Origin of the sequence: 'Nostoc azollae' 0708 (genome assembly GCF_000196515.1) — a bacterium.
In the GTDB taxonomy this organism is placed as follows: Bacteria; Cyanobacteriota; Cyanobacteriia; order Cyanobacteriales; family Nostocaceae; genus Trichormus_B; species Trichormus_B azollae.
In genome coordinates this window covers 2,863,074-2,884,288 of sequence record NC_014248.1, presented here as the reverse complement: position 1 = coordinate 2,884,288, position 21,215 = coordinate 2,863,074, and the positions used below count along the sequence as shown (strand labels likewise).

The 21,215-nt window shown below is 37.5% G+C and carries 19 protein-coding genes and 6 pseudogenes; 15 read left to right on the top strand and 10 right to left on the bottom strand.

The features are described 5' to 3' along the window. Positions 1–24: 24 nt before the first annotated feature. Together AAZO_RS30330 and AAZO_RS13355 are read left to right on the top strand one after the other, a co-directional pair. Positions 25–198 (top strand): annotated as a pseudogene (locus tag AAZO_RS30330) (CHAT domain-containing protein); the annotation flags it as partial. A gap of 162 nt (positions 199–360) precedes the next feature. Further along, positions 361–540, top strand: coding sequence for a CHAT domain-containing protein (locus AAZO_RS13355; RefSeq protein WP_013191666.1), 180 nt, complete (start codon positions 361–363; stop codon positions 538–540). A 123-nt stretch (positions 541–663) separates the two neighbouring features. Here the strand turns inward: AAZO_RS13355 and AAZO_RS13350 are convergent, their stop codons facing one another. Continuing rightward, positions 664–2,457, bottom strand: a complete 1,794-nt coding sequence (locus AAZO_RS13350) for a WD40 repeat domain-containing protein (RefSeq protein ID WP_013191665.1) — start codon at positions 2,455–2,457, stop codon at positions 664–666. Between the two features lie 386 nt (positions 2,458–2,843). Here AAZO_RS13350 and AAZO_RS13345 point away from each other — a divergent pair, with 386 nt between their 5' ends. Beyond that, positions 2,844–3,530, top strand: coding sequence for an SDR family oxidoreductase (locus AAZO_RS13345; RefSeq protein WP_013191664.1), 687 nt, complete (start codon positions 2,844–2,846; stop codon positions 3,528–3,530). 98 nt (positions 3,531–3,628) lie between these two features. On the opposite strand, the pseudogene AAZO_RS13340 reads toward AAZO_RS13345, so the two are convergent. Together AAZO_RS13340 and AAZO_RS13335 are read right to left on the bottom strand one after the other, a co-directional pair. Next, positions 3,629–4,085: pseudogene (locus tag AAZO_RS13340) on the bottom strand (secondary thiamine-phosphate synthase enzyme YjbQ). Positions 4,086–4,109: 24 nt separating this feature from the next. Further along, positions 4,110–5,321 (bottom strand): annotated as a pseudogene (locus AAZO_RS13335) (pyridoxal phosphate-dependent aminotransferase). A gap of 180 nt (positions 5,322–5,501) precedes the next feature. Between AAZO_RS13335 and AAZO_RS30325 the strand changes: the two are divergent. From AAZO_RS30325 to AAZO_RS13315, 5 genes and pseudogenes are all read left to right on the top strand, one after another. Continuing rightward, positions 5,502–5,782: pseudogene (locus AAZO_RS30325) on the top strand (DUF2887 domain-containing protein); the annotation flags it as partial. 649 nt (positions 5,783–6,431) lie between these two features. After that, positions 6,432–6,866 (top strand): DUF1830 domain-containing protein, encoded by a 435-nt coding sequence (locus AAZO_RS13330; RefSeq protein WP_013191663.1) that lies wholly within the window; start codon positions 6,432–6,434, stop codon positions 6,864–6,866. 292 nt (positions 6,867–7,158) lie between these two features. Beyond that, positions 7,159–7,620, top strand: a complete 462-nt coding sequence (locus AAZO_RS13325; RefSeq protein WP_013191662.1) for a DUF4079 domain-containing protein — start codon at positions 7,159–7,161, stop codon at positions 7,618–7,620. 152 nt (positions 7,621–7,772) lie between these two features. After that, a complete protein-coding gene (locus AAZO_RS13320) occupies positions 7,773–8,327 on the top strand; it encodes a hypothetical protein (RefSeq protein WP_013191661.1) in 555 nt (184 codons plus the stop codon). Between the two features lie 135 nt (positions 8,328–8,462). Then, a complete protein-coding gene (locus AAZO_RS13315) occupies positions 8,463–9,245 on the top strand; it encodes an ABC transporter ATP-binding protein (RefSeq protein WP_013191660.1) in 783 nt (260 codons plus the stop codon). Between the two features lie 56 nt (positions 9,246–9,301). On the opposite strand, the gene AAZO_RS13310 is transcribed toward AAZO_RS13315, so the two are convergent. After that, on the bottom strand, positions 9,302–10,072 hold the full coding sequence (locus AAZO_RS13310) for a response regulator transcription factor (protein ID WP_013191659.1): 771 nt from the start codon (positions 10,070–10,072) through the stop codon (positions 9,302–9,304). Between the two features lie 504 nt (positions 10,073–10,576). On the opposite strand from AAZO_RS13310, the gene AAZO_RS13305 reads away from it, so the two are divergent. From AAZO_RS13305 to AAZO_RS13295, 3 genes are all read left to right on the top strand, one after another. Next, on the top strand, positions 10,577–10,831 hold the full coding sequence (locus tag AAZO_RS13305) for a DUF6761 family protein (RefSeq protein ID WP_013191658.1): 255 nt from the start codon (positions 10,577–10,579) through the stop codon (positions 10,829–10,831). Positions 10,832–11,258: 427 nt separating this feature from the next. Continuing rightward, positions 11,259–12,443 carry a homocitrate synthase/isopropylmalate synthase family protein gene (locus AAZO_RS13300; protein ID WP_013191657.1) on the top strand — a complete coding sequence of 395 codons (1,185 nt, stop codon included), beginning with the start codon at positions 11,259–11,261 and terminating at the stop codon, positions 12,441–12,443. Positions 12,444–12,846: 403 nt separating this feature from the next. Then, positions 12,847–14,349 (top strand): MFS transporter, encoded by a 1,503-nt coding sequence (locus tag AAZO_RS13295; protein WP_013191655.1) that lies wholly within the window; start codon positions 12,847–12,849, stop codon positions 14,347–14,349. 54 nt (positions 14,350–14,403) lie between these two features. On the opposite strand, the gene grxD is transcribed toward AAZO_RS13295, so the two are convergent. The 3 genes from grxD to AAZO_RS13280 all read right to left on the bottom strand — a co-directional run bounded on the left by grxD (position 14,404) and on the right by AAZO_RS13280 (position 15,780). Continuing rightward, the gene (gene grxD / locus AAZO_RS13290) at positions 14,404–14,727 is read right to left on the bottom strand and encodes a Grx4 family monothiol glutaredoxin (protein WP_013191654.1); all 324 of its coding nucleotides are present in this window, start codon (positions 14,725–14,727) and stop codon (positions 14,404–14,406) included. A gap of 135 nt (positions 14,728–14,862) precedes the next feature. Further along, positions 14,863–15,099, bottom strand: coding sequence for a BolA family protein (locus AAZO_RS13285; RefSeq protein ID WP_013191653.1), 237 nt, complete (start codon positions 15,097–15,099; stop codon positions 14,863–14,865). Positions 15,100–15,216: 117 nt separating this feature from the next. After that, entirely contained in the window at positions 15,217–15,780 is a 564-nt protein-coding gene (locus AAZO_RS13280; protein WP_013191652.1) for a hypothetical protein, read from the bottom strand. A gap of 489 nt (positions 15,781–16,269) precedes the next feature. Between AAZO_RS13280 and AAZO_RS30320 the strand changes: the two genes are divergently transcribed. From AAZO_RS30320 to AAZO_RS13270, 4 genes and pseudogenes are all read left to right on the top strand, one after another. Next, on the top strand, positions 16,270–16,476 hold the full coding sequence (locus AAZO_RS30320; protein ID WP_266884922.1) for a transposase family protein: 207 nt from the start codon (positions 16,270–16,272) through the stop codon (positions 16,474–16,476). A gap of 63 nt (positions 16,477–16,539) precedes the next feature. Then, positions 16,540–16,758: pseudogene (locus tag AAZO_RS41400) on the top strand (IS5/IS1182 family transposase); the annotation flags it as partial. A gap of 44 nt (positions 16,759–16,802) precedes the next feature. Beyond that, on the top strand, positions 16,803–16,955 hold the full coding sequence (locus tag AAZO_RS41395) for a hypothetical protein (protein ID WP_420807065.1): 153 nt from the start codon (positions 16,803–16,805) through the stop codon (positions 16,953–16,955). 240 nt (positions 16,956–17,195) lie between these two features. Next, positions 17,196–19,307, top strand: a pseudogene (locus AAZO_RS13270) (S8 family serine peptidase). A 182-nt stretch (positions 19,308–19,489) separates the two neighbouring features. On the opposite strand, the gene AAZO_RS13265 reads toward AAZO_RS13270, so the two are convergent. The 3 genes from AAZO_RS13265 to grxC form a co-directional block, all read right to left on the bottom strand. Next, a complete protein-coding gene (locus tag AAZO_RS13265; protein ID WP_013191651.1) occupies positions 19,490–20,260 on the bottom strand; it encodes a lysophospholipid acyltransferase family protein in 771 nt (256 codons plus the stop codon). A 117-nt stretch (positions 20,261–20,377) separates the two neighbouring features. Then, the gene (gene tadA, locus AAZO_RS13260; protein WP_013191650.1) at positions 20,378–20,875 is read right to left on the bottom strand and encodes a tRNA adenosine(34) deaminase TadA; all 498 of its coding nucleotides are present in this window, start codon (positions 20,873–20,875) and stop codon (positions 20,378–20,380) included. A gap of 19 nt (positions 20,876–20,894) precedes the next feature. Further along, a complete protein-coding gene (grxC, locus tag AAZO_RS13255; protein ID WP_013191649.1) occupies positions 20,895–21,203 on the bottom strand; it encodes a glutaredoxin 3 in 309 nt (102 codons plus the stop codon). Positions 21,204–21,215: the final 12 nt, after the last annotated feature.

Here is a 21,215-nt window from a genome sequence, read left to right as displayed (position 1 = left end):
TTATAAGCTAATACTACTGAAGAGGGATTTTTGACAGCAAGTGAAATACAAGAGCTAAATTTACAAGTAGTTCAATTAGCAGTTTTAAGTGCTGGTCAAACAGGTTTGGGGCAAATACATGATCCTGGTATGCTAGGACTAGCAAGAGCTTTTCAAATTGCTGGACTTAGAAGAGTAGTTATACTAAAAACGGTTTAAAAGTGTCATTCTGAACTTTTGCGGAGCGTCTCTAAAAGAGATAGTGAAGAATCTCCGAGATACTAGAGAGCCTACGGCACGCTCCGCGTTCACCCAGTGTCCCGAAGGGATACGCTACACTATCAGTATGACATAAGTCCAAGTTTCACCAGTTTGCAGTATATGAGTTTATGCAATGTTGATGATAAAGCTACAAGCGAATTAATACCAGAATTTGTGGAAAATTTATATACAGATATTCCAGCCAAAGCTTTAAGAAAAGCATTTGTTCAATTAAAGAAAAAGTATCCTAAACAACCATATAAATGGGCATCTCTTGTTTCTTTTGGCATTTCCAGATAACTCATAGATAAAGTCTTGATAACCAAGTTAATTCTAATTAAAGCAGGTGACAGGGTTGAAAGTCTGTTTGCGTCTATGTTTTATTATCAATCCATGTCATCACCTCCTTGACGGTTGCTATATCTAACTCCGTTGCCAAATTTTAATGGTTTTATCCAAACTTCCACTGACCAACATTTCACCAGATGCTGTAAATACCAAAGCTGTCACTATGTTAGCATGGCCTGTAAATGTAGCTAATAGTTCTCCCGTTTCTAAATGCCACAATTTGATAGTTTTATCAGCACTGCCACTAGCGATAATTTGTTGATTAGGACTGAGGACAACTGCATAAACTCCATCTCTATGACTTTTGAGAGTGTGAATTAACTGCCCAGTGACTAAATTCCAAACTCTAATTGTTTTATCTTGACTCCCACTAATTAAGAATTCACTATTAGCACTGATAGCTAGGGAACTAACAATATGACAATGACCCATTAAGGTATGTATTGGTTTGATTTCTTGCTGGTTTTTCTTATTGTAATAAGATGTTAATTGCCAAACTTTGATTTTCCGATAACTGCCTGTAATCAAGATTTTTCCATCTGGGCTTACTACCATTGAGTGGGCTGCTGTATCATCTAAGCATAAGGTATTTTCAACTTGGCGATCGCGCAAATTCCAAAACAAAACTTTTCTGTCATCTCCACCAGTTGCTAACTTTTTTCCATCTGGTGTAAAAGCAACACAACGCACGCTACCATTATGCTTGTGCAGGATATCAATTAAATCCAATGCACCAGTATGCCAAATTTTAATTGTCGAATCTGCACCTACACTAACTAATGTTTGTCCATCTGCACTCAAAGCCAAAGAATTAACTTCATCTACTAATCCTGATAATACCCAAGGATATTCTGATAAAGTCTCAATTAATTGACCTTTACTTAAATCCCATAATTTTGTCTCACCACGACTACCACTAGCTAATATAGGCACAGTTTTACTGTGTTTACAACCAGAACCTTTAATTGTTAGAGTTTTCACAGAATAAGCTAAACAATTGATACCTCTGGTGTGTCCTTTTAATGTTTGCCAGCATTCCCAATCACCAATAATACTCTTTTGGGGATGATCTGATGGTAAGGTTTGAATTGTCTCTACCATTATCAATTCATCAACTAAAGTTATGTTATATTTTTTACCAATTAGTGATTCTAAATACCAAGTTAATCCTCCTGCATATAACAAGCTACTAGGAGTTAAGTTGATTTTAGGTTCAGAAAATTCTAGTTGATTTGTGGGTAAAAAACCAGTGATAATAGTTTGTTTTTCGTAGCCTAATTTAGTATTTCCTGGATAAAACAAACATAGAAAAATTAAGACTTGATAGTTCTTTACATCTTCTTGGGTGACTGACCACCGGATTTTGTCTTTTTTAATACCGTTAAAACTTTCTCCATCTGCCACGTGAACTTGAATACTAATTTTTGGGTTATTCGTCAACGAATAAGTAAACTTACTTTCACTACATAAGTTTCCTTCATCATCTAACACCATATTTTCTAAGGTGTCATGATGATATTTTCTCACCAGTTTTCCCAATCTTTCTGTAATTACCCGATCTACAATTTGTTCACGCACCAGATAATCTTCTGCTTGACTCTGAAAATATTTAGGAAAGGGAACTGTCCAATCTGGAGGGTCTGGATATTCAGGTGGTATCGGTGGAGGGTTTTTGGCTAAAATTTCCGCTTGTTGACGAGAACATTCGAGAATTTTTGCCAATGGTTCACCCCAAAATGCCATAATTTCACTGTGGCAACCTTTGACTTGACCTTCTAGGAGAGATAAATCAGTAGTCTTAGGTTTTTTAACTCTTTGGAGGAAGTCAGTTTGTTGAGCTTTTAGTAAACTAATCCAATCAATCTGCATGATAGTGGCACACTATTGCATATTTACGATAACTTATACCAATGGGTTTAGCCAGTTTGAAAACCTTTAGTTAAAAGAAATTAAGTAATTTCTACAGTCTTATAAACAACAAAATTATATTTATTCTGATGCTTAAAGATGCTTATTCATAATTATCAGACCTTTAAAAAAGGGATTTTAGTGGTATCTATATATTTCGATGATATCCATAAATTCTAACTAACTTAGGAGACAATTTACTGTTTCTAGAGAAACAGTTATAGGAATAAATGAGGTGTATTATTTACCAGACAAGCATTTTTTTTAGTAATCTGATTTCTCAAATTGAGTAAACTAAGATATATTAATTATTTATGTAACCAAAGCATCTATCTGAGAAAATATCTATGTCAAATACATCTTACATTTTTGTAGCTGGTGCAAGTCGCGGTGTTGGTCAAGAAATTGCCAAATATTTAATAGCCCAATATATCAAAGTAAAAGCACTCTTAAGGACTGAAGTTGCTGCTAAGGGATTAGAAGCTACTGGTGTTCTAACAGTGATAGGAGATGCCTTGAATGTGGATGATGTTGAACGAGCAATTTTAGGAAATGAACCTGTCCAAGCTGTGATCAGTACCCTTGGTGGTTTACCTACAAACGATGACAAACCAGATTTTATTGGTAATAAAAACTTAATTGATGCCGCAGTTAAAGCAGGAGTACAAAAGTTTATTCTTGTCACTTCCATTGGTGCTGGTGATAGTGTCGTTGCTATGCCTCCTCAAGCATTAGAGGCACTCAAACCAGTTTTAACTCTCAAAGAACAAGCTGAACAATATTTAATGAATAATGGACTTAATTATACAATTATTCGTCCTGGTGGTTTAAAGTCAGAACCAGCAACAGGAAATGGCATTTTAACCGCAGATCCGCGTATTGTTGGTAGTATTCATCGTGCTGATGTTGCCCAATTAGTTTGTCGCTGCTTAAATTCTACCAATGCTAATTATCAAGTTTTGTCAGCATTAGACAAAAACATGATTTATCCAGGTTTACCAGAATTTATAGAGTTTGATTTGGGTAATTGGTAATTGGTAATTGGTAATTGGTAATTGGTAATTGGTAATTGGTAATTGGTAATTGGTAATTGGTAATTGGTAATTGGTAAAAACTATTACCCAATCACCAGTCACCGGAAATTTTTAAAGTCACCGGAAATTTGTAACAATACTGTTCTTTTTCGCGCACCATCTAATTCAAAAAATAACACAGATTACCACGTTGCTAATGCTAATTTTCCATCAACAATGGGAATTACTTCACTGGTCGTTAACATCATTGCCATGAGGTGAGAATGGGCGTTTATGGGTTCATCTTCAGGAGCATCTCTTAAATGCAAGTCGTTGTGTCAATATTTATTTATCTGTTTCTGGTGCTAATTTCTGTATAAATACTTTTATATCCTCCAATAATCTCACTTCATTTTCGTTGATAGCTAACGCTGTTGTGGTATGCCGAGAAAATACTAAGACTTGACCATTTTTAATTGTTGTTGAATCAATAAAATCCTGGATTTCTGGGGTAATATTATGAACATTTATTCCCAGTTCGGTGGTGATTTCTAATAGTTTGTTAATAATTACCATGGTTGGAATTGGGTTTTTGAAATATTAAACTACAGATAACATCAGCGTGTATCCGATTCCATCTGTGGTTATGATCAGATCATTTTGTAATCCTTTGACTAATCTTTCTATTCCTGCTTTTGCTGTATCTTGTTGTTGTAATGCACCATAAGCAACACGCAAATAACAACCGTCTTCCATTCCAAAGGTTTTGCCAGGTATGACTGCGACTTGATGTTCTTGAATGAATCTTTTCACTAATTCAAAATCATTTATTTGGGTATGCGCTTTTAAGAAAAAGTAAAATGCCCTATTTGCAGGTGTAATAGTACATAAACCTTGGAGTTGCTTGAGTGCATAAATAACTATTTGCCTAGTTTGGACAATTGTTTTTATTTTATCTCTTAAATAGTCCTCTTTTACTTGTAAAGCCCCCAATGCAGCATAGGGGGAAATAACAGGAGGACAAATTAAAATCGTATCTTGCACTTTTTTGACTGCATTTAATAAATGTTGAGGAATTACCATATAGCCAATACGCGAAATAGCAAAATCATAAGCGTTAGAAAAGCTATAAAGCGTTGTATATTTACTACTTCCTATAAATGCACCAGGAGAAGTGTGCTTTACGCCATCATAAGTAAAATATTCATCAGCCTCATCGGTAATGTGATAAATTCCTCTTTCTCGGCAAATTTGATTAACTTGCTTTAATGCTTTTTATCAATAAACTGCACCTGTGGGATTCTTGGGTGAAATTGTGACAATGGCATGGGTTTTGGGTGTAATGGCTTTAGCTATAGATTCAGGAATTAATTGATAATCTTCGGTTGTTGCTACTAATACTGGATGATAACCCGCCATTGTAATCGCCATTTCATGATTGAAATAGTAGGGGATATTTAATATAATTTCGTCACCAGGAGAAGTAATTGCTAAAATGGCGTTCATAAAGCCTATGTTGCTGTCGGCTGTGACGACAATACAATTGTCTCTGTTAATGTCAATGCCGTTAAAATTGGATAAGTTTGCTGTTAGTACTGTTAATAATTCGGGAATTATTGTAACGGCTTTATAAAGATTATTTGTTGAGTCATTAAGGAATTTGGGTAATATTTCTATTGCTTCTGGTGCTGGGCTATAATGAACTACACCTTGTCCTAAAGAAATTGTACCGGGAGAGTTTTTAATAAGTTCTCCGACTACGGGAATAATTGGCGATTGTACCGCATGGAGGCGGTACAATTCATAATTCATAATTTGTAATTCGTAATTTGTATTAATTAAGTAATACAGGACTTGGGTAATAATAGTGTAGGTGAAAATATAAAGCCTGTATTTGTTGAATGGCAAGGGTTTTATGGTTTTCATGAACTGCATTAGCATAATACAATACATACGGAAGAGCCTTAAAATTTTGAATATATCAGGTCTTTCATGGGTAGAGACTCTAGTTTTTATAAACTATTCCAACAATATCCATCTGTGCTATTGTAATTATTAGCACAAACAGCAAAAAATGCGGATAATTATAGATTTGATTCGGTAGCGGTTAAAGAACCTAAATTTGAAATTGATGGTGTTAAAACACACCAGAAAATGATGTCCCAGAGATAGTATATTTTTGTGAGGTTCAGCTTCAAAAAGATGAACAACTTTATAAAAGAGTACTTGCCGAATCTCATTTATATTTTTACCGTAATCGGACTAGAATGTCAGTCCAGTAGAAGTAATGGATAAAAAGTACGGTTTTTGCAGAGGGTAAGATTAAAGAACATAGTATCAGGATTGTATAAAGATGCGTCCCTCACTCTGGAATGCTCCGATAGAATTATTACTGGCAGAAGAAATAAGGTAGCATAACGTATCCGTAAAACCAAGTTGTTCGTATTTTTGAGGCAGACACGCCACGAACTAAGTAGAACAACGTGAAAAAACAAAAGTATGTAACAAAATGTAAATTAGTCTGAAAATATCTTCACTTTTGCCTTTTACCTTGTCATAAAGACAATTTTTAACGCCCACTTACTTAGTTATAGGTAATATGCAAATTAAAAAATTAAATATACAAAAGCTTGTACAGGTTTAACAGGTATGGGGGATTGGCAACAGATTTTATATCTGTTAAGCTAACAAATATTATAAGGAATAATTAGTTAAAATAATATAATATCTAGATCCCCGATTTCTCAAATAAGTTGGGGATATATTCTTTTTATCAGGGAATTTTTATAAAAAAACATAACTTTAGATAGAAATAATGCAGAAAATACTAGTTGGTAGTCGGAGTTACAGCAAGTGGGGATCAGGCGATGTTAGTTTTGCTTATGTAATGTAGAATTGTGGCGTAAAAGCTCCTCAGCAGTTATGGCTCAAATATTAGATCCTCTACCACCGGAGCAATCGGGGAATATTCTCTGCTGCTACGTGAATGCCACGAGTAAAATACAGGTGGCTCGCATCTCCAATATTCCTAACTGGTACTTTGAAAGGGTCGTGTTTCCTGGACAAAGGCTAGTTTTTGAAGCCCCGAAAGAAGCTCATATGGAGATTCATACCGGAATGATGGCCAGTGCCATTTTATCGGATACAATTCCATGCGATCGCCTTGCACTCAGAGAACCCAGTAGTAATGAGGGTGATCAAGACTTAACACCAGGAAAAGAAGCTACAAACACCAATGTCATGGTGTCCGAAATTCATACAACAATTGAAGATACCACAAAACCTTTACAAAATATCACAGCCAGTATGAAAACCTACCAGTCACAGTATGAGTTTTTATTGAACCTGGGAGTGTGACCGCTGGGAAGGTTTGAAATGGCAAAATTTCAAAAATTGCTGGATTAGCATTAGTTGATAAAAAAATAATGTTTCTGAATTTACAGGTTGCTGAACTCAGCAGCCTTTTTTTATGGTGTTCAGAGAGTGATTGCTGAAGCGTATAGGTAAAATATTTCTGGCTTCTTGGGTATTATTTAAGGTTTGTAAGGTTAAAAAAGGATTTTTGCCAGAAAAAGTGGGAAGCTTGAAAGCGCACCAGTAACAACCTAAAAATTCCTTAATTTTCAATTAAAATAACCCAAGAACTCTTATGCATCTACCTTCTTTCTTATGGTTGTGGAAAATAGCCGCTTGGTCTATGGCGCTGTCAATCTTAGCGTATGCTTTTTTATTGATGACAGGTTTGTGTATATGGCAAGTCAGAAACACAGGACGTTCTCCCATCGGTGTTGTATTACCAAGGGTCAATAGTATAGTAAAAACCTTTCATTATACCATAGGCATAACTATGGTTAGTTTAGTGCTGCTGCTTCTAGTGATCGGTATTGTTGGCACTTTAGGGCATTTTGGTTCTTTAGGTCACTCTTCACATCTAGTCGCTGGCTTTATAGTAGTAGCCTTGGTTTTGGTGTCCGCTTTCAGTGCAACTCAAATTAGCCTTGGAAAAACTTGGGCTAGACCTTTACATATAAGTTTGAATACGGTTTTATTTATAGGTTTTGCTTGGGTATCTCTAACTGGTTGGAGTGTGGTGCAGAAGTACCTACCATGAAAAGGTGATAGGCAACAACTAACAGGAAAATGAAGTCATCCTATTTTGGATTGATTCCACTGTAAAATCCAAGGGCTTGTGCCATCAAGAAATTATTCGTCTTGGTTAAAATAAATAGCAGAAGAGTTTTTGACCTGAATTGTGATTTAGCCGTGACAGCCAACTCAACCGATGCCTCAGTTTCTATTTTTCATCTATCTCCCTTGATTAGAATTACCCTGTTGAGTCTATACCTAGCACTTACAGTCCCCTTAACTTTTTTAGCCTCATTTACATCCGCACCCACTCCACCAGCATTATTGTGGGTAGGAATTAGCATCGGATTTATGGGATTATATGCAGTGTTAACGGAAAGAGTAATGGTAGATGACCAGGGAATTCAAGTTACTTACCCCGTTTGGGTTCCGCGCTTTTTTCGTAAAGGTTGGTGTTTACCTTGGTCAGATGTCAAAAGCTTAAAACCCCGCACCACTGGACAAGGAGGTATGGTGTATTATTTCCTCAGCCAAGATGGAAAAGCTTATTTACTACCCATGCGTGTGGCTGGTTTTAATCGGTTGGTAAAGATTATTCAAGCAAAAACAGGCATTGATACTACAGATCTTTGTCCTTTAGCACAGCCTTGGATGTATATAATTTTATTTGGCTTTACCATCCTGTTGCTATTGGTAGATGCTTGGACTCTTAATACAGCAATTAGTCATTAGTCATTAGTCATTAGGAATAGGGAAAGGATTTTCTCCCCATCTCCCCTATATCCCCATCTCCCTCATCTTCCTCAGTCCCCAGTCCCCAGTCCCCAGTCCCCAGTCCCCAGTCCCCAGTCCCCAGTCCCTAAAAACTTGGATAATTTCACAAACCAAGCCATACTCAGGCTAGAGCAAGTTAATCTATCTACGAGGCTGAAAACTCAGGCTCAAAATAATCTGCCAGGATATCCGATTTTACAGGATATTTCTTTTGAGGTCTTTCCTGGTGATCGCATTATAATTGTCGGTCTTGCTGGTGCTGGCAAAACTTCCTTATTACGCCTCATTAACCGCTTAACTGAACCTACCAGCGGTAAAATTTATCTGGGAAATCAAGAGTATCACCAAATTTCTATTATTCAGCTACGTCAAGAGGTGACATTTGTACAACAAGAATCTAAGTTGTTGGGGATGACAGTTCGAGAAGCCTTGGCTTATCCTTTAGTTTTGCGTGGCTGGTCTAAGCATAAAATTCAGGAACGAGTGAGTTATTGGCAAGAACAACTACAAATTCCCGAACAATGGTTAGGACGCACTGAAGTACAGCTTTCAGCAGGACAGAGACAATTAGTAGCCATCGCACGTACCTTAGTCATCCAACCAAAAATTCTACTGCTAGACGAGCCAACTTTCGCCCTAGACCCTGGTAAAGCTTCCCGCTTGATCATCATCCTCAAGGAACTGACTCAAATTCATAAAACCACGATTTTGATGGTAAATCACCAACTTGACCTAGCCCAACAATTTTGTAATCGGTTATTACACCTCCAAAAAGGTCAAATATTAGCAAATCAACACAGTTCTGAGATCAACTGGGAAGACTTAAAAACCACCTTGATCCAAGCAGAATATCAAGCACCTGAGGAATGGATTTAAAGTGGTGATTGGTCATTGGTCATTGGTAAAAACCTTTTCCCACTCCCCAGTTCCCATTAAGAACTTTGAGTAGCAAGAGTAGAACGTGGATTACTGAATCTCTCTTTTGCTAACTTTGTTTGTGATTGTGGAACATTAGCGTTCAAAATTTCCATATTAAATCTATATCCCACATTGCGGATAGTTTGGATTAAACTGGGTTGGCGCGGATCAAGTTCCACTTTTTTCCGCAGTGACAAAACATGAGTATCAATAGTACGCGGATTATCAATAGCGTCAGGCCAAGCACGACGCAGTAATTCCGATCTACTCAAAGGTACTCCCCCAGCTTGCGCCAAAACATACAGCAAACTGAATTCTTGAGGTGTTAAATCAATAAACTCCCCTTGAAAACGGACACGGCGCTGTACTAAGTCAATTTGTAAAGCACCATAATCTAAGTAAGCTGGTGCAGTGGGTGTCCGCTTGCGACGAATTAACGCCTCTACCCTAGCCAGAAATTCTTGCATCCCAAAAGGTTTGCTTAAATAGTCATCTGACCCAGCTTTTAAAGCAGCGACCACATCCGCTTCATTGTTTCGAGCAGATAGCATGAGAATCAAAGGCTGTTCCTGACGATGTAACCAACGACAAAACTCAATACCGTCACCATCTGACAAATCCGCATCTAGAATAACTAAAGTTGGTTGATGGCTTAAAAATACTTCCCTTGCTTGATATATACTGGCGGCTTGATGTACTCGGTATTCTAGTTGTTGCAAGTGCCAACCCAGCAACGACCTCAGATGGGGATTCCCCTCAACGATTTCAATACAAACCGATCCCACAGTGGCAAGACCCCTTAGCGTCGATGACTTTCAAATTAACAATCTCAAGCTCAAGGTTTTGTAGTCTTTGTTACTTCAACTGCTATGATCTTTACAATTTCCCATATAAAACCTTGCAATAAATTTAATTTTGGCTTTGCTGATTTCTAAATTGGCGATTTTTTTGGAGTGAGGCCAGCAATTTTTTGTTTGCTGGTTTTACATCTTCCTAAAGAGGTATAATAAAACTTCACTAAGTCTATAGTCAAATATAGGCAATAGGCAAAAAGAGCTAATTGAAAACCGCAAAAACAGATTTTGGCAGGCAAAATAATAAAAATAGTTTACCAAATTATCAGATTTTGAGGTTTTTAGAATAGGATCTAATTAGGTTTTTAGCTGCTGAGGGGTCAGACCCAAGGTCAAAATCTTAACTTTGGGTTAATACTTAAGAAGGAATTTCTACTTCACTTTCAAGCGTGAATCATTTACAATTCTCATTCCAAAGAGATTAACACAGCAGTTATGCTCCAAGACACACAAACCATCCGTTATTACCAAAGACTTACTGACGCCTTCGTCGAGTTATGGAATCGCGGTTATCGTATGGATGATATGCGGATGTATTTGGATGGGTATCTAGCCGCACTGGGACAAAGTAACGCCATTGAGCCTTATCTGATTCATCGTTTAGAAGAGGAAGCAAGCCGCTACTTGTACGACGTATCAAACTTTGCCATCATACAAGCAGAACCAGAACGACAGCACGGCTACTACTAAAGACATTTCACTGGGCTTTTGGTTACTAACTTGTATTGCCGCAGATGATCATAGCACACTTTTCGTATTGGTCAACTGTATCCAAGGGTATGAAATTTTGGAAATACTGTTTTGAAAAAGAGCATCCCCTCAGTGTTATCCGACTGGGGGGATTTTTGGCTAAGTAGATATGCGTAAATGGCTACACCATGCAAGCAAGCTATCGTAACTCAAAGTGATATTGCAGCAAAATAAAACAACATATATAACTATTTGGTAATCTTATGTTGACTTTATCAATCAAGTAAGCAGGAACTTATCTCTATAGAGAAGTGATTAATTAATCCTGTCTTAACCATCATTTCCATTTGGAGATATAAGATTTGGGTAAACTTAATCTAAGTATTAGTAAAGTTGTAGTGCTGAATTTTATCAATTTATAGTAGATATGATTCAAATTCTTGATTCTACCTTAAGAGAAGGTGAACAAACTCCAGGTGTTTATTTTTCTCCCAAAACTAAGTTAGTAATTGCCCAGTTTTTAGATCGCATAGGAATTGATATTATTGAAGTTGGTAATCCCGCTGTAGACACCGAAATTGCATTAGCTATAAACCAAATTGCCAATGCGGGACTTAAAGCTAAAATTGGCGCTCATTCCCTTTGTAAAATAGATAGTGTACAGAAAGCTCTCGATTGTGACGTAGATTTTTTAGGGATATTTTTTAGTGTTTCCCCGCAAAGATTGTATCGTGACTATAACATCTGTTTAGAGCGAGCTATAGATAAAATTGTCGAAGTCATATCTTATGCTAGAACGCAAAAAAGTGATTTATTAATTCGCTATACACCAGAAGATACTGTGCGCTCACCTATAGAAAATGTAATTGCAGCAGCAAAGGCAGCAGTACAGGCAGGAGCGAATATTATTAGTATTGCTGATACTACTGGATATACAAATCCTTTTCATCCCCAGCGGAGTATTTATTTTTATGTAAAAACTGTGAAAGAAGAACTAGGAAAAGAAGGGTTATATCCACAAATAGAGGTGCATTGTCATAATGATAAAGGGTTGGCTTTAGCAAATGTGCTAGATGCCTATAGAGCAGGTGCGGATATTATTGATGTTGCTGTGATGGGATTAGGTGAAAGAGCAGGAATTGTTGATTTAGCTGAATTATTAATAAATTTAATAGATATGGATGAGGAAGGAAATTTTTGGCAACTTAACTATTTAAAAGATCTATACGATTTTGTCAGTGAACAGTCTCATATCTCGATTCCTCCGCATCAAGCTGTAACAGGTAAATATGCCTTTACCCACTATGCAGGTGTTCACGTTAAAGCTGTAGCAAAAGATGAGAGGCTCTATCAAAGTTTAAATCCACAAATTCTAGGGATAAAAAGTAGCGTAGCTTTAGGTATGCAGTCGGGATGCGCTGCTGTGGAACTAGCTATTAAACAGATTGGTAGGGAAGATTTGGCTAGAAACAAAGATTTAATAACTAAAATTCTCAAAGAGATTAAAGAAATTTCTAAAAGAGGAACACCAATCGACATTGAAAAAGAACTGCCAGAGATCATAGAACGTTGTACTATTAAACAACTTATGACTAAGATGATTTCAGGTTAATGAAAAAAATTTAATATTTCCGTTGAAAGACTGAAATCTAAGAGGATCTCTGAAAACTTTTTCGTAAGCATTCAGCTAATGCCTAACGGCACGCTACGCGAACAGCCATCAGCAGTCAGTTTTTTCCGACTAATGCCAAAAATACCTATTTCATAATTGGCCAATTTCTCAAACATTATGACTCCTGAGACTTGACTCCTGAGTTCTTACACTTTTTTCTGTAGAATTTAATACTTGTATATTCCCCTAAATCCTCTTAAACAGTGGGACTTTGATGAATTTATTACCCTCTTTATTAAGGGGTAAGGGTAGATGTAGATATAGATAAAACCTGATACTTCTCAGACATCCTCTAAAATAACAAAATTTAAGAATAGATCAGCATATTAGTTAACTAGCAGACATGATAGTAATAGCAAAAAGCGAAGAAGAGCAGTCTGAAAATACAGGAGAAGAAAAAAAAGCATCTGGCAAATGGTTGTCAATACTAGGTATAAGTATAGGTGTATTCATTTTTGCACTAGATGTTTATATAGTTAATTTAGCTCTGCCTATTATGGTGGAATCACTGCACACTAACTTTGCAACTATTCAATGGGTAGTTTTAAGTTATCTATTAGCGAGCGCAATTTTTGTTCTGAGTGCAGCAAAATTAGGAGATATGTGGAGCAAAAAGCAGCTTTACATTATGGGACTCATAGTTTTTACCCTCAGTTCCCTCTTGTGTGGACTTGCACCAAATGTCGGTTTTTTAATAGCCTTTCGCGCCCTTCAAGGACTGGGAGCAGCATTTATTTCAGGACTGGGAACTGCAATGATTGTAGAAGTATTTCCAGCAAAGGAGAGAGGACTGGGCTTAGGTATTAGAGCCGGAGTATTTGGACTAGGAATTATGTTAGGACCAACCGTAGGAGGACTACTAATTACTTTAGGAGACTGGCCTTTAATATTTTTAATTAATGTACCAATTGGCATTATTGCTTGTTTAATTGTTGCTTATCTTGTACCGCCTACAGCAATTGATTTCACCAAACCAAGTTTTGATGTCATTGGTACATTAATTCTTACCGTAACTTTGACTTGTTTTACACTTGGCATCACCTTATTACAAAGTGAAGGATTTGGTTATAATACAGCCCTGACTTTACTAATTGTATCTGCCATCAGCTTTGCTTGTTTTTTAGTAGCAGAAGCACGGTTAGCAGAACCAATGCTAGATTTGAGAATCTTTCGATCTCTAGAGTTTAGCCTTGGTTTATCGCTGAGGTTTTTAGGAAACTTCGTGATGGCAGGAGTTATATTGATGCTGCCTTTTTTCTTGAAACTGGTTAAACAGTATCCCACTGAACAAGCAGGTTTATTGTTAGCAGTACCACCAATTATTATTGTATTGACAGCACCGATTGCAGGGATACTTTCTGACCGATTTGGGTCACGTATTATTAGCTTAATTGGACTGGTATTAATGGCGATTGGGTGCTTAGTAGTCAGCACTTTTGATACTCAATTAACTGTAGTCAGTTATATTCTAGGAATCATTCCCTATGGCTTAGGGGTAGGAATGTTTCAATCTCCCAATAATAGCGCCATTATGGGGGCTGCACCAAAACATAGCTTAGGTATTGCTTCAGGTTTGTTGTCTTTATCGAGAATTTTGGGACAAACAGCAGGTGTTCCACTAGTAGGGGCTGTATTTTCTTCTGTGACTGTCACAAATGCTAATTTGACCATTAATATTGACGTTACTAATGCACCTATTGAATCCTTAGTTTTTGGTACACAAATTACCTTTCGTGTTGTTGCTGCTTTGTTGTTAATATCTACAATGCTTGCCGTTAGTTTATGGCAGCTAGAAAAAAATAGTTGGATATTATCATACTCCATTACCAATAAAAAAAGCCCTTGAAAATGGGATATGCCTAATTTTCAAGGACAATCAAAACAGAAAAAATCTAATATCTTAGGAAGCTAGTGCTACTTCCACTGTTTGCTGCAATTCACCTTTTTGATACATTTCAATCAAAATATCAGAACCGCCAACAAATTCACCATTAATGTAAACTTGGGGAATTGTTGGCCACTCGGAATATTCTTTGATTCCTTGACGAATTTCAGAGTCAGAGAGAACATCGAATGTCTCAAAAGGAACTCCCAATGTATTGAGAATTTGGACAACATTGTTAGAGAAACCACATTGAGGCATCAACTTGTTTCCCTTCATGAAAACCATAATCTTGTTTTGTTGTACCAAGTTATCAATTTTCTCTTTGATTTCTGGGGTCATGATTTTTTAGTTCCTTATTGCTAAGATGGGGAAGTTAATAGTTAATGCAATTCTAGATTTTGATTTGTGAACTGGAGGTATTTTATTCTCAACCCAAAATCTAAAATTTAAAATCTAAAATTATTTTGTTGCTTGTCAAGCTTCGGGAGTGGAAGTTTTGAGAGCTAAGGCATGAATCGCTTCAGTAGACATAGCTTGTTGCAACGCAACATATACTAACTGGTGTTGTTTTACCAGTCCCTTCCCTGCAAACTGCGATGAAACTACTGTTACCTGATAGTGATCACCGCCTCCAGTCAAGTCTTGCACCTGAACTTGTGCGTCTGGCAGTTCCGCCTTGATCATTTCCTCAACTTGCTGCGGAGTAATCATCGCAATTCCTGAAAAAAACTTACTTCTCTATTATTAACGCAAGTTGCTAGTTAGGATAGAATGCTGGAGTCAGGAGCAAGAACTAATTTTCTCCCCCAGTCCCCAATCCCCAGTCCCCTATTTTCCCCCTTGTCGCGGATAGGCTGTATCTACAAAACCTAATTCAAGGAGTTGTTGATAGGCTTTTCTGCCTAATTCCCGTGTGGGGTTTTGACTCTTAATAATTTGAATCAATAACGGTATAGCTAGTTCTGGCTGATTTAAGGCTCGATGTACCAATGCTAACTGATAGGTAGCTTCGTCTCGCTTTTGGGCAGTGTCTAGGGCTTTTTTCCGTTGAGAATCGGATACTCTGATATCAATGCCGGAAAAACTGGCATTTAAATCTTGGTAAAAATTAGATAGCTGATTATAAACTTGGCGTGCTTCTTGGAGTTTTTTAGCAGCTAAGGTGTAGTTTTGACCAGAAACTGCTTGTTCTGCATCTTTCATCAAGCGCTCGCCCCCTTGCATGCTCAAAAAGCTGTTATTTTGGCTAGTAGGACGGAGAGTGTTCGGGTCGTTACCATCTATAGGTTGTCCTTGGTTATTACTTACCGGTAACTGTGTTACCTGAGCCTGTACAGGTGATAGCAGACCAAGGACTGCTAGGAGCGATAAGGAAGTAGCAGTAAGGTTCATGGGATGAGTTCGTGTAACAAGTCTATAAAAAATTTAAGCAAACTTCAAGTATCTTAACTCGGTTTGTCTCCGATACAGCACATCTGACTTGAAAAAGCAAAGGATCAATGTTTTATTTTGGTGTATTCCCTACACCCTACTTTCGGTCAGTTTCAGACCCAAGGGTTTTCAGCCTATCTTTTATAATAGACCTGTCAGGAAAATTAACTTGGTGTGAAAAAAATGGTAGAAGGGAATTTTGAGGGTGTACCAAAAGGAAAAATCCACTAAATTAACTATATTCAAGAATATCCACATTGTAGAAAACAAATACTGGGAATAACTAACCATCAGTTTCAAGACTTGTTGGCCCAAGCTGAAATGTAGCATAAAAAACTTCAAGGTGACATAGAAAGTAAAAACATAGGTATAAATCAGAAAGGAGGAGGGGGGAAAGGGAAACTAGAGATAAAAGAACAGGTATGTCTATGCTTGTTCTATTGGAGGACAATGCCAACATTTGAGGTTTTAGGTTTCCATTTCGGTATATGGAAAACGGAAGCAAAGGACACATTTCATTACTGGCTAGAGATATTACGAGATATTTTCCCTCCTAGTCTCCTTAAACAGCTCGAAAAACATGATAGCGATTATGCCATGGCGATAGAACTATTGACGAAGTTTCACTTAATAGTGGACAGCATGGAACAGCCATGAGGAAGGCCTTCAGATAATCAGGAGCAAAAAAAGTATTTTCCAGGTAAGAACAAGCAGCACAGATTTAAAAATCAGTTTGTCAACTTACCAGAAGGAAAAGATATTGTCGATGTAAAAGTAGGAGAAAAAGGCCCAACCAGTGATATTAGCTTATTTCGAGAGCAACAAGAAAAGTCCCATAACAACCAAATGTTTGAAGGAGATAAAGGATATCAAGGAGAAAAGAATATTAGCACACCTTATAATAAACCACGTATAAGAAACCACGTAAAGGAGAATTAACCTCAGAACAAAAGGCAGGAAACAAAGAGTTTTCCACCAAGGGTATTGTTGTTGAACAGGTCATTAGACTTGTAAATATATTCCGGGTACCTCAACAAAGATTTCCCCTGAATTCCCCAATTTACTCACAGGTAATTCTTACTATTTGTGGTTTAGTCACATTAGGAATTGGTTCATTAGTCTTGCCCATTTCATAAATGTTATGGATATGAGGTCAGTTATGAATTTGTCATCAACATCTTCATGGATAGGAACTATCCGTAACTATTCCCAACCTTGATTCTTTCCTTGGCTCTTTCCTAATCTTAACACTATGGAAAGCCAGACACAGACTCCTTTGTAAATTTTTGAACGTGTCTAATGAATTTCTCTAGTTTAGACTGTAAAGCGGTTGAATAAAGTTCCCAGTTTTCCTGCATATTTTCTTGATTAACATTATGAGCGATAGTCTTAATTCCTCGGATTTGCAAAAAATCATAAATGAGCCTGTAAACAGTGTGGGTGTGGTTTTACAACGTGGTGGGGAAGAGTTGATTTTAGAAAAAGTTTTATATCTTTTCACCATCCGTTTAGCTGCGGAGTTTCCCAGTGAACAATTATCTAATATAGCTTGGGGTGTTTGGCAATACACCATACCCAAAACACAACTGGAATTATTTACTATTAAACCTGAGCAATTATAAACGGCTATATCTCAGGCATGGGATGAGAAAAATTTGGCTTTTGCTAGTCATGTTTACAAGTTCAGAAATAATCCTGAAACTTATGTTTATCTGAGTGATCAAGTCACAATTCAATTTGCCACTTGGGTTGATACGGAAAAAATTAAGTCTATATCTACTACTTTCAAATTACTTCAAAATAAACCAATATTATGACTACCCAATAGTATTGGAGTATTCCTTAATAAACAAGCAACGGAAAATCCTGTTACAATTACAAATTAACTGCAATTAATTCCAGAAATTTTGGCTGCTGAACCAAATATTTTTATTCAAGAAGAACCACATTATAAACCTGCTAATTCGCTTTATCCTGAACAATGTTATCTCAACCACAATAGCGGTGATCTGTTGGGAATCTGTTCTCATATTTCTGTAGAACGAGCTTGGGATATTACTCGCGGCTTGCGTTCTGTGGTTGTGGCAGTTGTGGATGACTATTTTGATTTGAATCACCCAGATTTTCAAAGTATGGGTAAAGTTGTCGCTCCTAGAGATTTGAAAGAAAATGATTTTTTACCTTTACCTGGAGAAAAAGAAACTAGTCACGGTACTGCTTGTGCAGGGATAGCTGTGGCGGAATAAAATGCTACAGGAATTGTGGGAGTTGCCCCTGGTTGTGCATTGATGCCAATTCGTATAATGGGATATTTAGATGATGAATCTATTGAAGATATATTTAACTGGGCAATTGATAAAGGTGCTAGTGTAATTTCTTATAGTTGGGGTGCGTCTGCTGTTTATTTTCCTTTATCTTTGCGTCAAAAAGCTGCTATTACCCGTGCTGCTACTCAGGGAAGAAATGGGAAAAGATGTGTAATTTTGTTTGCGGCTGGTAATGCTAACTACCAGATTTATGGTGTTATAAATGAGCAAAATTGGCCGAAGAATATTTTCAAAGGTAAGACAGCTTGCTTAAGTGGTTTTGCTCTTCATCCATATGTAATTGCTGTTGCTGCTTCTACTAGTTTGAATAAAAAAGCTGCTTATAGTAATTGGGGTGCAAATATTTCTGTTTGCGCTCCTAGTAATAATGCTCCTCCGGGGATGTGGTTTCAGGAAACGGGGTTTGTTTACACACAACCCACAATTACTACTTCTATTTCTGGGTTGGGAATGTTGACTACAGATCAGTTGGGGGCTGCTGGTTATAATCCTGGTAATTTTACTAATAATTTTGGCAGTACTTCTAGTGCAACTCCAGTTGTTGATCGTGTAGCGGCGTTAATTTTGTCAGCTAATCCTAATTTGACGGCGTAAGAAGTGAATCGGATTTTACAGGAAACTAGTGATAAAATCGTTGATCCTGATCCTGACTTACAATTAGGTTTACGTGGGGGTAGTTATGATAGTAATCGTCATTGTATCTGGTTTGCTTATGGTAAAGTAAATGTTGCCAAGGCTGTACGTGCAGCACAGCAGTTGCGCATAGTGGCATTAAATACCAGTGAAGAAATACGGGTTGTGAATAAAAAAGAAATAATGATTCCTGATTTTGATAAATTAGGAATTAGGAGTGCGAGCGCTATTAATCAAAATGTCACTGTTGCAGATATTAAGGTGATAGTTAATATTGTTCACGATTTTTTAGGAGATTTAGAAATTTATTTGATTGCTCCTAATAATCAACATGTTTTATTACACAGTCGGACTCTGGGGAGACAGACTCAGTTACAAAGGACTTATACTGTGCGCTCGCATCCTGTTCTTAAACAATTACTGTCCTTAGCAGCTAAAGGAAGTTGGCAATTACAATTTATTGATTATTCACCTCAAGATGTGGGTAAACTGAATGGTTGGGAATTAGTCATAGGATATGGCGGATAAGCACAATTAAAAATTAAAAACTCAAAACCAAGGGTATAGATACCCAGCTTTTCAAAGAATTGGGTATCTGGATTGTTAATCTGTGCTTCATTTACTTGAAAATAGCTGTAATATGGCGGGATAAAAGTATCCAGTGAAATGAGGGGAAAATTTACAGACTTTCAAGCCTGTTTCCTCCTATATCAAGAATTTGGTATTTCTGCGAAAGCATGAGACTTTACTTCTAAACCTTGATGGCTTAATTGTTGCAACTGATTTGTTAAATCTGCTGTCAGACGTTTAGCTTCTTTTTTTAAACAACCGCTGATGTAATCTGTAACTTTTATAGGTTTACCAATGTGAATGTTTACATCAGTTCCCCAATTAGGATAAGGTTGGCTGTAATTGATGCCTACTGTTAAAATTTTGATTTCTAAACCTGGGTGAACAGATGCAGCACTTAAGGCTAAACGAGAAATTCCCGACTTTAAAGCGTGAACTTTTCCATCCCGATAAATACCGCCTTCTGGATAAATAACCAACATTTCTCCCTCTACCATTAACTCCACTGTATGACGTAAAGTTGCGATCGCCGGACGTTGAGTATCAACAGGAAAACCCCCCATTCGCCTGACAAACCAACCTTGTACCCCTTTACATTCACTACTTGTCACCATAAATCGCATATCTCGACCAGTCACACAACGACCCGTAGCGTAGGGTAGGAGCAAAGAATCCCAACGAGAACGGTGGGTAGGTGCAAGAATAATTGGACCACTGGTGGGTATATTCTCTTGTCCAGTGATGTGAATGTCACCAAAGAATAAAGGTAAAACTATGTTACGTCCTAAAAGATACGCCAAAGGAGTTAACCAAGGAGAAACGCGTGAGGTACTACAAGCCACCTTGGGATTGACTAATGTATTTGTGATTTGGGATTGAGGTTTGGTAGAAGCAGAGTAAAATTCCATCATGACGGTGGCTACTAGTTAGGGAGTAAAATGTGACGCAAACTTAATTATGTCCACCGTAAATTTTCTTGAGTAACTTGTGTTTTGCTATCTGGACAGTTTCACCTCTGTCCGTTATTTTTACTGTTGGCGTTTAGTAGTAAACCAAGTCTGTAATTGATGACGACAAGCTGATTCTAGAATACCTCCTACCACTTGCAAGGGGTGATTAGAGGCAGGGCTATTAGGTATGTTGATAACAGTACGAATTGCGCCAGTTTTGGTATCGTCTACTCCATAGACAAGCGTCGCTAAACGTGCATGGACTATTGCACCAGCACACATTGGACAAGGTTCTAGAGTTACGTAAAGGGTATATTTATCCAAACGCCAATTTTGTAGAGATTGACTAGCAGCCCGAATCGCCATAATTTCTGCGTGTCCTGTTGGGTCTTGGTCGCGTTCTTTGCGATTTTCCCCTGTGGCGATTAAATTATCCGCAGCATCAACAATCACGGCACCTACAGGAACTTCTCCAGCATCACCCGCCACCTGTGCTAATTCAAGCGCGTGATTCATCCATTTTTGATGTTTTAGGTATTCTTGGTGATTGGTGATTAGTGATTGGTGATTGGTCATTCGACTTTCCCCTGCACCCCTATTCTTGAATTAAAAGCGGATCTAGTTGACCTTTTATATCCAGGGCGTACAGGTCATCACAACCGCCGATATGCTGATTATTTATAAAGATTTGGGGGACGCTGCGGGGACCGTTGGTGCGTTCTGCCATGTTTGCTCTTGCTGTTTGATTGCCGTCAATTTTGTATTCGGTGAATTTTACACCCTTCCATTTCAGCAGCACTTTGGCTCGGATGCAATAAGAACAGGTTTGGCAGGTGTAAATTTCTACGTTAGCTTTGTTACGCTCTGGGTGACGACCTAAAAGTGAGTTAAGCAGGTTTACCATACTCTGACTCTT

Excerpts from the sequence above, each read along its gene's own strand:
- AAZO_RS13355 (WP_013191666.1), top strand. The coding sequence starts at position 361 with ATGAGTTTATGCAATGTTGATGATAAAGCTACAAGCGAATTAATACCA.
- AAZO_RS13350 (WP_013191665.1), bottom strand. The coding sequence starts at position 2,457 with ATGCAGATTGATTGGATTAGTTTACTAAAAGCTCAACAAACTGACTTC.
- AAZO_RS13345 (WP_013191664.1), top strand. The coding sequence starts at position 2,844 with ATGTCAAATACATCTTACATTTTTGTAGCTGGTGCAAGTCGCGGTGTT.
- AAZO_RS13330 (WP_013191663.1), top strand. The coding sequence starts at position 6,432 with ATGGCTCAAATATTAGATCCTCTACCACCGGAGCAATCGGGGAATATT.
- AAZO_RS13325 (WP_013191662.1), top strand. The coding sequence starts at position 7,159 with ATGCATCTACCTTCTTTCTTATGGTTGTGGAAAATAGCCGCTTGGTCT.
- AAZO_RS13305 (WP_013191658.1), top strand. The coding sequence starts at position 10,577 with ATGCTCCAAGACACACAAACCATCCGTTATTACCAAAGACTTACTGAC.
- AAZO_RS13300 (WP_013191657.1), top strand. The coding sequence starts at position 11,259 with ATGATTCAAATTCTTGATTCTACCTTAAGAGAAGGTGAACAAACTCCA.
- AAZO_RS13295 (WP_013191655.1), top strand. The coding sequence starts at position 12,847 with ATGATAGTAATAGCAAAAAGCGAAGAAGAGCAGTCTGAAAATACAGGA.
- grxD (WP_013191654.1), bottom strand. The coding sequence starts at position 14,727 with ATGACCCCAGAAATCAAAGAGAAAATTGATAACTTGGTACAACAAAAC.
- AAZO_RS13285 (WP_013191653.1), bottom strand. The coding sequence starts at position 15,099 with ATGATTACTCCGCAGCAAGTTGAGGAAATGATCAAGGCGGAACTGCCA.
- AAZO_RS13280 (WP_013191652.1), bottom strand. The coding sequence starts at position 15,780 with ATGAACCTTACTGCTACTTCCTTATCGCTCCTAGCAGTCCTTGGTCTG.
- AAZO_RS30320 (WP_266884922.1), top strand. The coding sequence starts at position 16,270 with ATGCCAACATTTGAGGTTTTAGGTTTCCATTTCGGTATATGGAAAACG.
- AAZO_RS13265 (WP_013191651.1), bottom strand. The coding sequence starts at position 20,260 with ATGATGGAATTTTACTCTGCTTCTACCAAACCTCAATCCCAAATCACA.
- tadA (WP_013191650.1), bottom strand. The coding sequence starts at position 20,875 with ATGACCAATCACCAATCACTAATCACCAATCACCAAGAATACCTAAAA.
- grxC (WP_013191649.1), bottom strand. The coding sequence starts at position 21,203 with ATGGTAAACCTGCTTAACTCACTTTTAGGTCGTCACCCAGAGCGTAAC.